Source organism: Chitinophaga sp. (assembly GCF_036566945.1).
Lineage (GTDB): Bacteria > Bacteroidota > Bacteroidia > Chitinophagales > Chitinophagaceae > Chitinophaga.
On sequence record NZ_DATCVJ010000551.1, the window covers coordinates 1 to 11016 of the forward strand.

Here is an 11016-nt window from a genome sequence, read left to right on the forward strand (position 1 = left end):
AACGCTTCGGCTTTGCAGCAGACCTTCGCAATACCCTGCAGGAAAACCTGCTGGCCATATTTGTGTACGGCTCTTCTGTGACCAGTGAAAGCTTCGCAGACTACGACGTGATCTTATATGTAAAAGATGCCGACGTGGCCCTGCATACATTAAGCGGACAAAACCCCGCTTATAAAGGAGTCGATATTAATATCAGCGTGTACGATGAAACTGATTTCTACGGCTTCCAGTCACTTTCCGGCGACAATCTCCATCAGCATGTACTGTGTCTTTACGGGGAAGCGGTGATTCCGGTAAAACCACCCTATGACCTGCTGTACCGCAACTTCAGTTTTGGATATGTACGCATGCGGCAACTGCTGGGCATGGCGGGATTTTTAGCTAAAGAAGGTACCCACTTCGGCCTGGAAGGCAAAGCAAATCTTTATCAGTACTTTATTAAAATCCCCATGCATATTGTGAAAGGCATGCGGGCTGCCATGCAGGAACCCAATAATAAAGAGCTGATCAATCAGTGGACAAAGACCAACCTTAACTATGCAATAGAAGAACAGGTAGCCCTCTGTGAAAGCGGGTGTCCCTGGGAAGCTATTTCTAACGCATACGCCGCTACGCTGAAATTACTCTACGTATTAAATGATACTTACAAAGCCTTTGCATATGAAGAATGGGAAGTACCGGAATTTTTACGATAAAAAGATAAAGCATGTCAAACATGATGACCATCGGTATAATTAATCACTGCCACGCCCTGCCGGGCAACAAAGTCCCCCAGGCGTTACAACAGCTGCAGGACCTGGGTTTCCGGATGACCCTCCCCGAGTCAGCACCGGCAGAGCCATATGATATTTGTCTTACACTGAAAGACAGTCCCGGCCTCAACTCCGATACTCATACGATAGTGATCAACGCAGCAGCAACCATAGAAAATATCATAGAATGCATCCTCCAAAAGCTGCCCTTTGATTTTGATGCGCTGCCGTTGTTAGTGGAGGGAGAAAGTAAAATCATCAAATACTGGACCCCTAAAGTGGTAATCGAAAAGTTTAAGCCTACTGTATATTCGTATACTCATAATCGTTATGGACTGGTAGATGGTACGGATGCGATCCGTATAAAATTCACCACAGCCGTATACCGCAAAATGACGGCATACAGCAAAGGCCGCGCATATGCCCCTGCCAGCGCCTTTCTGGCGGAAATAGAAAATGAGCAGGGCTTATTTATTGTGCAGCAACTGGTAGATACCTGTAACGTAGAAACAAGGATTAAAAGATATCATATCGGTTCCCCGGTGCACCGCTACCTGTATACGGCAAAGTATCCTTCTACCCGCCAGGATCAGGCGCCTATTACACCCTGGACCCGCTTTGATACGCCGGTAGTATGTTTCGACTGGCGCCATCCGCTCACAGATGAAAATAACAAGCGGCTGGCAGACGAACCTATTTCAGATGACTACGCCGCCCTCTGGATCCTGGACCTGCCTTTTGCCAAAAAGATGGCGCTGGAAACTTTTTTGTGGCTGGAAGAAATGTTCTTTCAATCGGGCATTACCTTAATTGATATGTGCATTTTCATTGACCGGACCGGCAAACTTATTTATGGAGAAATCAGTCCCGATTGTATGCGTATCCGCTGGAACAGTATTCATCCGGAACAGGCAGAGTCTATGGATAAAGACCTGTGGCGGAAAGGAGCCGCACCGGAAAAGCTATATGAAAATTATGAAAAAGCTTATTCGTCCATGTTCAGTATACAGCCCGACTAAGCTGGTAATTATCTCACTAAAAAAAATAAAAAAATGGCTACTTCATTCAAAGAAAACCTCAGCAGCAGAACTATTTCACCTGCCGGCATTATTACCCTCCCTCCCACTGCCCGGCAGCTGCTCAAATTTGAAAAGGGACAAGGCAAGCGTGTAGGCTTTACCGTAGAAAACGATAAAGTGGTGATCTATCCAACGCCAACGGATAAACGACCTTCTAAAGATGTATCCGCACGCGGACTCATGAAGCTGAACCAGGCCGCAGGCGCCATTCTGAAAGGCGGACAAAAGGGCGCGGGCAAATACGAAGTGAAGCTAGATGAAAAAGAGGGTAGTGTGGCACTCTATCCGCATCGTTAATATAACGGCATGGCATATACGCTGTATGGCCTTCATTTACAGTAAACCATATGGATAAAAAACAACGCCCGCTTATACTGGCAATAGACGGACATGACGGCGCCGGTAAAACCACCATGGCCATTTTACTGGCACAGGCGCTCGGGGCTAAATACCTCCGCCCCTTTGGTGGAACAACAGGCGCCGCCCTGATTGAGCACGCCGAAAAAAAAGAATACCAGCAGGTGGCTGATCTGGGCAGAGCAGCCGTCAATGCGCTCTTACAGGAAAATGATCAGGACATACTGGTATTCGACCGGCACTGGATGACCATCTTTACACTGATTCCCGAAGCATACCGGCAGGACTGGCTACCCGTTCCTCCCACTACGCTTTGTTATGCCGGGATCAGCACTACCCTGCAACGACTGGCAATAAGAACCGAAGAAACATTCGATGTGGCCTACCACACCGGCTATATGGCACAATATTTAAGTTTAGGAAAAACATTCGGGGCCAATATTCTCAGAACAGATCAGCATAGCCAGGAAGCATGCCTCGCTCAATTGCTGACATGGGCCCATAATTTATAACGTATGCAACTGTACCTTCCTGATTCACCCGACACATATACCACACCCCTTAAGATAGCCATCGGAAAAGGGAGAGGTTTCCATGAATCTTTATCGTTGATAGAGATGCCACCGGCTTCGTCGTTTAACAGCTTCAGAAAAGGAGACATTCCTGTATACCATGACACCGCCGGCAATATAACGCTGGTGACTGTACGTAGCCGGGATATGTGCTGGCTATTGGAACAGGGACATATAGACGTGGCCATCGGAAGCTCCGTCTGGTTTCACGAATATGGTCTTCCCAACCTGAGCTGTCTGCAGCCCCTACCGCTGCAGCAATGCCGGCTGTCACTTATCGCTCCACGCCCTATCGCCTTATCGCGTATCAAAACGATTTGTACAAAATTCAGCGGCATCTCACAAAATTATATCGCTGCCCACGGCATGACAGCCAACATCATCCCGATGGAAGGCTCCCATGAAGCCGCCCTCTTCCTGCATATCGCAGACGCCATTATAGATGTGATTGAAACCGGCCGCACCATTGAACGAATGGGATTTTGTGAACTGGATAGTATCATTTCCCTCAGCCATGAAATATGGTGCCGCAAAAAAGATGAAGCCACCCAAAAGCGATTGTCCATGTATTTAAAACAACCGGTGTATTAAGCGGTGGCTGCCTCCGCATCCAGCGGCACTGTTCTTAACGTCCGTTTACGCAATACCCGCTGCCGGAGCCGCAGGAACGGCACTTCCACTATTTTGTGCATAATAAAAGCCCCCAGCAATGCGCATAGCATAGCCGCTGCAAACATCATATTTCCCTTCGGCGCTAATCCGGCTTTTTCTAAAAGCGGTTGCATCAGATGTATCACGCCTTTATGGGATAAATAAAGTACAAAAGACATTTTAGCAATGAAAGCGGTAACACGACTGTTGAACCGGTATAAAAAACTACCCCGGCTCACCGCTGCTATCACCGCTAATCCATACCCGATAGCAATGATCGGAAACCCGAAGATGGAAGCAGAAAAGGAGCTATGATCTTCACATAAAAACCAGGCGCCGGTTAACACCAACACCGCAATGCCGAAAATCGCATTTCCATGTCGTGTAATCCTTTCCGTTAGCGCCGGCCTGAAAGCAAATAAAGCGGCAACAGACACGCCTGCCAACAACCCATCCAGCCGGTCGTAGGTGGGATAATACATATGCTGGTACCAGGTGACCCAGAAATCATCTGTACCCAGCGCCGGTGCAATCAGGTAATGCCAGCAATATAACCTGATGCCAAAACCCAGGAGAAACAAGGCGACTAATAATATCCATCCCTTCCTGGTAGCATTCAGCGCGATCATCGCTGCCAGCACCAGCGGGAAAAACAAATAAAAATGTTCTTCCACACACAACGACCATACATGCGAAAAAGTGCCGTCCGTTTTTATATTCAAGCCCAGATTTTGGGTGAACGTCAGGAACTTCCAGAGCGGTGGTAAACGTTCCCGCTCATGAAATGCCGGGATTAAAAAATAAATAGCCAGCATCACCAGGTAGGGCGGAATAATCCGGAAAAAACGCTTGATAAAAAATTCTGGCAGTGAAATGGTCTTCCCCTTTGCCATGCGCTCAAACAAGGGAAAGGAGATCAGGAAGCCACTTAACACGAAAAATAGATCTACCCCCGACCAGCCGAAGCCGATTACTTTGTCGAGCCACTCCGGATGCGCAAACATGCGGTAGTGGTAAAACAATACCGAGGTAATGGCCAACGCCCTTAAATGGTCGAGCCCTGATAGTCTTTTTGGTTCCGTGGATGCTGCTAACTTAGTCATAAATGATGTGGCCCGGGTTCAATAAATCAATGCTTTTCACATGAAAGGAGGTGGGTCGTCTTAAAGATAATTATTAGCGTCAATATTTTCATATCCCGGAGATTTTTTTTACGAAGGCCCGGCAGCAACAGCAAATAGCCGGGGGGCCTTGCTTTTTGTCGTATCCGACACCCGGTAATGTCGCATTTACACCTTATTTGTCTGGCATCGAAACGGTAAATTTGTAGGGTCACTTAAATACTGCGCACCATGAAAAGTACCTCCATTAATACCGTAGATGAATATATTGCCGGTTTCCTGCCAGACATACAGCAGCTACTGGAACAGGTGCGTGCTACCGTTAAAAAATCGGCGCCGGCAGCCACGGAAACCATCAGCTATGGCATGCCTGCCTATAAGCAAAATGGCGTCCTGGTATATTTTGCGGCCTTTAAAAATCATATCGGTTTTTATCCCACGCCGTCGGGTACAGAGGAATTTAAAGCTGAACTGGCTAAATATAAATCAGGGAAAGGCTCGGTACAGTTTCCCATTGATCAGCCCATGCCATTAGCCCTGATTGCAAAATTGGTGAAGTTCCGGGTGAAACATGATGCAGCCAAATCGGCGGCGAAGAAGAAGAAATAAGAGATGAGACTACATTCCCGATATACTATACCAGGAATGCAGTATACAAATGCTTCTTAGCAGAGGAAATCCCTTTTATTGAATATTATTTTTGACGACCACCAAAAATCAGACTATAGGTCATCTTGAAATATGCATTAGCGTAACTCGATAAGGCAGGACCAGGACGTAAACCCAATTCCATGATGTATTTTGTGCCGAAGAATCTCCCCATGCCCATAGACTGATAGCCTATTCTGGCGCCTGTTCTGCTGAAAGGTGAGGTAACCTTCAGTAATTCATTCGTCCCATTGCTTTGATAAACAGGGTAGGAATAGAGCAAGTCTTCATACTTCATGGAAGGGGCATACATCACATCAATAAAAAGATCTGCCTGTGTTTTCAGCTCCCTTCTACCTCTATATTGTTTATCTTTCAATTGAATCTTCATATCGCGATAGGTGCTCCATGCCACACCTGCCGTAATAATTTCCGATTGTAACAACACGGTAGATTCGTCCAAACCGGTCCGCGGAAGTTCCTGATCGGTACCATCATCCATATGAAGTACATAGGGGGCCTGTGTCGTCACCAATGGCAAATTACCTTCTCCCTCTATCTTCCGGAGATCGTGTATGAATCCCAGTCTGCCACTGATAGCCTTTAACGTTGTTCCAGGTACACGACCAGACATTTCTCCCATTTCAGTATAAGAAACATGCATGGGATATTTGGTGATTTTCTTCCAGGATGCTAAAGTGAACTTTGTCTGTAATTCCAACTGTTTGGATACCCGATCTCTCGCCGGTACACCATAGGACTCATAAGTTGGTTTATCGCTCTCGTGTAGGCCGTCCGCATGCTCCAGGTAAGTCGTCTGGAAATTAAGACTAACACCAACCGCACTTTTATAAGTATAAAATAAACCAATACCGCCTGCAATACTCATGCTGGGCCGGTATACATCCAGGATGACAGGTTGTATAGAAACGCCATAGAGATTTGAACATTCAGGCTCATTACGTACCACGTCATAAATGAGCGTGTCTGTATTCATCTTCTGCGGAGGGGTCTTTATTTTTCCATTAGCCAATGGGGAAGATGATAACGTACTATCTTTTTTAGGTGCTATATAACAGTGCTGATTATAAAGAGAAATGGAACTATGCAGGTGTTTATCCGCCCTCCTGTGGTGTACCATAGAGACAATACCACCCGCCACCATGGCGCCTACTCCCAGGCCAAAACTCGTAAAGAAAGTAGCTGTAGACTTACTCTCTGGCACCTTAGTCGAAAGCACCAGGCCCCCGAATGTGAACACCCCGGCAACGCCAAAGCCGCCCCAGAGATATCTTCGTGCCTGCTTATTCTCTTGACTGAACTGGTTAATTTGTTCCAGCGCCAAAGGACATTTATAGAGATATCTCCGGACGACATCGCCTCTTTTGTCTATCGCCACTGTATTGCCACCATTAAGGCGTATATAGGGTCTGGTGACAGTACTCGTAGAGAAACTATGCGTGGTGGGGTTATAAGAGGTGGAAGTATGCGACTTATAAATTAATTCCAATCCTGTTTGGCTCGTCGCTTTTTTGGTTTTCACCGGCCGGGCAATAATTTTACTCTTCAATGTAGAATCCGATTGGGCTTGGGCACAAATTGACAGGACTACAAAAATGAGCGCCGGTATGAATTTCATACTGGATTTCATATGGGTATAGGGTTTAGGGCAGCGAAAGTAGTTAAATAAATTTTACAATTATAGAATTTATTTAATATTTATTATAGGTAGGTGACAAGATAAAATCAGGTGATATAATAGGCCGTTTCATTTCATTTTTTGTAAGACATCTACCGCTGCTTTGTAAAGCTATCCATGAGTTGCATAGACAGTATCGCCTGTGCGGCGGAACAAGGATTCGGTCCTTTCCCTAAAAAATAGGCGGTCACCTTTTCAATCATGGGCTGTTGCACATGTGGCAGTGCATCAAAAGTAAATGTTTCGGTGAGCCCGTCTTTATGCAACGTTACCTTATTTCCGAACACAGGGAAACTGATTGTACCTGCAGATCCGGTTATTTCACACACATCTTTCTGATCCTCTTTAGCAACAGTAAAACACCAGGTACCGTTAAACACCACGCCGTTCTTAAATAAAATATGTCCGGCTACCAGATCATCTGCCGGCGATAAATTTGCCTGATTCACCGCTATCCCTGTGGCATACGCTGCTTCGCCAAAAAAATAAATCATTAAATCCAGCTGATGTGGCGCCAGGTCATGAAATAATCCGCCACCGGAAATCGCCGGGTCGAGCCGCCAGTTGGTGGCAGAACCCGCGATCAGCTTAGACGACGGCGGCTGCAGCATTTGTAAAGACGCAAAACGCACGGCGCCAATAGTGTTGTCGGCCAGTAGTTCTTTTACTTTCAGGAACATAGGCTGTGCCCTGCGATAATGTGCCACACTCACCTTAATATTATTTTGGAGGGCCGCTTCGTTCATGCGGATCGCAGCGGCGGCATTCAGTGTCATCGGCTTTTCCACGTATACCGGTTTGCCTGCGGCAATAGCCATCAGCGTATAGTCTTCATGTTGCAAGGGCGGCGTAGCAATGTAAATCGCATTTACTGCCGCATCGTTAATGAGGGCTGCCGCATCATCATACCATTTGGGCACGCCATGCCGTATGGCATAGTCCTGTGCTTTAGCGCCATCTCTGCGCATCACTGCTACCAGTGAAGAGTTGGGTACTTTATTAAAAGCGGGGCCGCTTTTCACTTCTGTTACGTCACCGCAACCAATGATCCCCCATTTGATAGTTTCCATGTGGGGCAAATTAATATTTATAGGGCATATTTTTATCCGGAAATAACCGGGGGCCAGTCCGGTACTTTGTTAAAAAGTCCAATGTTGTAAACGCAAACAGGCCAGCCTTTTTCGGGGACTGGCCTGTAAGGCTACCAATGAATAAGCTATACTTTATAAGGCAGCTGAAATGCCGGTCCGGCAGTGGTGCCATCATTTAATCCGGAAGGCGTTTGCATAAGCTTACGCGCCAGCAGATCCAGGGAATACATCGATCCGATCGCTTCCCTCAGAAAATGTGGTTCTCCGTTAAACGTCCGGTGCAAACCATTTAACAAGGCCTGGTAGGCGTGTGCAAACTGTGTAGACAGGATATGTGCAGTAGAGCCTTTCGGGTAGTTAACCGGTTGCGGATCGTCTGCCATTGGATATACGCCTGCTTCATCAAAAGGAATGCGAGTACCCGTATACGTATAGGTGTCGCCGTTACTTACCAGGTGATGGCCAGCCACTATTTCCGCATATTTATAATAGTGGGATAGTTCTCCTTGCCCGTCATAAGGGTTGGTCGCTTTAGTACCTTCTCCCTGATCCATAATTTCATCAATGGCATTCAGGGCATCTTCCAGCGAAGTGATCACGTAGAGTTTTCCCATGCCGCTCCAGTCAGACACCTGTTTTTCGGCATGACCAAAAGTTATTTTTCCTACCTCACTCAAATCAGTCAATGCTTTTTTAAGTTGGTTGTAAAACCAGGCAATGGTGTACAAACTTTCTTCTCCCATCAGCGCCGGGCGTAAAGACCGGAAGCGTTGCTGGATAATTTCTTCCGGTTCTTCGATCGACATAAAGCAGTCGCGGATTTGTTCTATAGAGCAACGTCTCAAACGAACGGTGAGGCCTGCACGCAGTCCGCCGGGTAATGAGCCGGGGTATTTAGGCACAAAACGAGAGTGGGAAATATTGGGACTTCCACCTATTGAAATCAGGATGTTTGATACCAGCGCCATGTGCAGCATTTCTTCAATCACCACACTGCGGATCAGGCCGGAGACTTCCACATTGCAATTGGGCTTAATACTATATAATGCGCAGAGATACGGCGGAATGGTGGAATGTTCCAGCTCAATAGCTGTTTGCAGCGCCCTGGATAGGTCTTCTACGGAGTCGAGGTTCATGTACACCGGATTGTCCAGCCATTTGCGGATCATCTCCAGTTTGCCGCCGGAAAGATCCCTGGTAACCGGCATATAATTGGGGCTGCTGATGGGCGTATGAAAAACATTTTTCAGGATGTTGATACGCTGCCTTACCTGTGCATAATCCGACAGATCAACAATAGGTCGCATTACCGGATACAGATCTGCATATTGCTGAAAGATAGGCTGTACATGTTCTACCCAGTTGGGCTCTTCCGGCATCTCATATTCGGTATATATCAGGGCATTTAACAGCTGATTGCCATTTTGTATAGCACCAACAATTGGTGGTGTAGTGCCCAGCTGATAGGCTACTCCATATACCTGTCCGTCGATATACTTCCTGGGATTACCGGGATTGGCAGCAGTAAGCGGCAGTTCCACAGTACCATCGGCGCCGGTAGTAATCGTTAGCGGAAATGTAAAAGCAGATTGCGGTTGCCCTACATTGGTAGGTCCTGATACCGGTCCTTGCTTTATTTGTCCTTCAATAGTAGTAGGATCATATATCAGGGTAATCGGTGCATTCGGCAAAGGCGCTCCGAAAGCGGTCGCATAAAATTTAGTCACCTGCTTTTCTCCGGGGTTCATACGGAACACGAACTTATCGGCCCGCAGGAAAGTACCGGCACTGTTTTCTGATAAAGCAATGGGCGTTAACGGACCGGGAAAACCAGCAAAAATTGCCAGCGGGTTGGCGGCTACCAGGGTCTGTTGTTCCGGGGATAAAGTCATGGAAACAATTCCTCCCGTAAGGGTATACCAGGCGGGATCGAGGTAACGGATTTCCCCAAGAGACACCGGCGTTCCATTGGCGGGGACCACACCCAGGTAAAGCTTCCCGTTGTCGGCAACAGGGCCGCCCACACTCTTGGTTGGGCAACTGTTGCCAAGGTCAATGTTCAGCACATTATTATCGACCACGCAATAGGCGGTATTTAAATTGAAGCCGGCGCCGGGAACAGCACTCAGCATTCTTCCCGCTACAAAGTAATCAGGTTCTTTCAATCCCTGCTGACCGATGGTGCCTACTACACGTCCCAGCGTAAAATCCGGCTGTGTAACGTCATCCTGGAAACCATCTACGTTGAATTTAATACTGAGTTTTTCCGGTATCTCTCCTTTAGGTGTAACGGAGGCCAGCTCCTTCAGAAAACGGGATGCTCCGAGGTTAGCCCATTTAGTGATATTCAGCACGCTCTGGTAAAATGCACCGAAGAAAGAATCGGGGCCTCCCTGTGGATAGCGCACCCATATATCGCCGAAGGGAGCCTCTTTAAAATCCCCTCTGAAGCCGGTTTTACTGTCGTCTCCCAGAATTACCTGGAAACCCCATAGCTCAGATACCATTTGCTGCTCCGGATCCAGATCCACAATTTTTCCTTCTGCCCTGCCGTCCGCGCCGCTTACCGGCAAACCTACTACCGGGTCTTCTGCCGGGTCATCGCAAAAGGTACCATCCAGGTAATACACCCGCTTTACACTACAATTGTAAAAGCGCCACGCACCGGTACCATTGGGATTCCACCAGCCATTACTGGCCCCCGGGCCGGGCATGTCGTAACTCGTTTGAAACTTATCTGTATTGAAATGCTGCGGATCATTGTTCACCGTGGAAGGATCTGCCTGAAATTTTCCCGAAAACTGCAAACGGGGACTCTGTAAATAACTCATAAATAAATAGGTGTTTTGGATGTTATATGAAAGTGAGGAAATCTAAAAAGCAGTAAAGCGCATTCTTTAGAAAGAACAGGGCACAACAATCCAGGGCATTTCCAGCGGGGAAATTACCATCACACACACGATAAAAAAAATGATTACCTATCCGTGGAAATATGCAGAGTGATCATAGTTTAAAAGTTATAATGAGGAATTCAAAATCTGAGAGG

Annotated in this window: 10 protein-coding genes; 6 read left to right on the top strand and 4 right to left on the bottom strand. The window is 47.0% G+C overall.

Features of this window, described 5'->3' with window-relative positions:
- The 5 genes from VIP81_RS16755 to hisG form a co-directional block, all read left to right on the top strand.
- Positions 1-695, top strand: a 695-nt coding sequence (locus VIP81_RS16755; protein WP_331963280.1) for a hypothetical protein, incomplete at its 5' end; no start/stop codon positions are given.
- A gap of 11 nt (positions 696-706) precedes the next feature.
- On the top strand, positions 707-1771 hold the full coding sequence (locus VIP81_RS16760; RefSeq protein WP_331963282.1) for a phosphoribosylaminoimidazolesuccinocarboxamide synthase: 1065 nt from the start codon (positions 707-709) through the stop codon (positions 1769-1771).
- Positions 1772-1804: 33 nt separating this feature from the next.
- Entirely contained in the window at positions 1805-2128 is a 324-nt protein-coding gene (locus VIP81_RS16765; protein WP_331963285.1) for an AbrB/MazE/SpoVT family DNA-binding domain-containing protein, read from the top strand.
- A 50-nt stretch (positions 2129-2178) separates the two neighbouring features.
- Positions 2179-2700 (top strand): hypothetical protein, encoded by a 522-nt coding sequence (locus VIP81_RS16770; protein ID WP_331963288.1) that lies wholly within the window; start codon positions 2179-2181, stop codon positions 2698-2700.
- 3 nt (positions 2701-2703) lie between these two features.
- A complete protein-coding gene (gene hisG, locus VIP81_RS16775; RefSeq protein WP_331963291.1) occupies positions 2704-3351 on the top strand; it encodes an ATP phosphoribosyltransferase in 648 nt (215 codons plus the stop codon).
- Here hisG and VIP81_RS16780 read toward each other — a convergent pair.
- On the bottom strand, positions 3348-4514 hold the full coding sequence (locus VIP81_RS16780; RefSeq protein WP_331963294.1) for an acyltransferase: 1167 nt from the start codon (positions 4512-4514) through the stop codon (positions 3348-3350). The genes hisG and VIP81_RS16780 overlap by 4 nt on opposite strands.
- 249 nt (positions 4515-4763) lie before the next feature.
- Between VIP81_RS16780 and VIP81_RS16785 the strand changes: the two genes are divergently transcribed.
- Positions 4764-5141 (top strand): iron chaperone, encoded by a 378-nt coding sequence (locus VIP81_RS16785; protein ID WP_331963297.1) that lies wholly within the window; start codon positions 4764-4766, stop codon positions 5139-5141.
- A gap of 85 nt (positions 5142-5226) precedes the next feature.
- On the opposite strand, the gene VIP81_RS16790 is transcribed toward VIP81_RS16785, so the two are convergent.
- The 3 genes from VIP81_RS16790 to VIP81_RS16800 form a co-directional block, all read right to left on the bottom strand.
- Complete coding sequence (locus VIP81_RS16790) at positions 5227-6831, bottom strand: hypothetical protein (protein WP_331963300.1); 1605 nt, start codon at positions 6829-6831, stop codon at positions 5227-5229.
- A gap of 140 nt (positions 6832-6971) precedes the next feature.
- Entirely contained in the window at positions 6972-7949 is a 978-nt protein-coding gene (locus tag VIP81_RS16795) for a Gfo/Idh/MocA family oxidoreductase (protein ID WP_331963303.1), read from the bottom strand.
- A 146-nt stretch (positions 7950-8095) separates the two neighbouring features.
- Complete coding sequence (locus VIP81_RS16800; RefSeq protein ID WP_331963306.1) at positions 8096-10801, bottom strand: ferritin-like protein; 2706 nt, start codon at positions 10799-10801, stop codon at positions 8096-8098.
- Between the last annotated feature and the right edge of the window lie 215 nt (positions 10802-11016).

Excerpts from the sequence above, each read along its gene's own strand:
- VIP81_RS16760 (WP_331963282.1), top strand. The coding sequence starts at position 707 with ATGTCAAACATGATGACCATCGGTATAATTAATCACTGCCACGCCCTG.
- VIP81_RS16765 (WP_331963285.1), top strand. The coding sequence starts at position 1,805 with ATGGCTACTTCATTCAAAGAAAACCTCAGCAGCAGAACTATTTCACCT.
- VIP81_RS16770 (WP_331963288.1), top strand. The coding sequence starts at position 2,179 with ATGGATAAAAAACAACGCCCGCTTATACTGGCAATAGACGGACATGAC.
- hisG (WP_331963291.1), top strand. The coding sequence starts at position 2,704 with ATGCAACTGTACCTTCCTGATTCACCCGACACATATACCACACCCCTT.
- VIP81_RS16780 (WP_331963294.1), bottom strand. The coding sequence starts at position 4,514 with ATGACTAAGTTAGCAGCATCCACGGAACCAAAAAGACTATCAGGGCTC.
- VIP81_RS16785 (WP_331963297.1), top strand. The coding sequence starts at position 4,764 with ATGAAAAGTACCTCCATTAATACCGTAGATGAATATATTGCCGGTTTC.
- VIP81_RS16790 (WP_331963300.1), bottom strand. The coding sequence starts at position 6,831 with ATGAAATCCAGTATGAAATTCATACCGGCGCTCATTTTTGTAGTCCTG.
- VIP81_RS16795 (WP_331963303.1), bottom strand. The coding sequence starts at position 7,949 with ATGGAAACTATCAAATGGGGGATCATTGGTTGCGGTGACGTAACAGAA.
- VIP81_RS16800 (WP_331963306.1), bottom strand. The coding sequence starts at position 10,801 with ATGAGTTATTTACAGAGTCCCCGTTTGCAGTTTTCGGGAAAATTTCAG.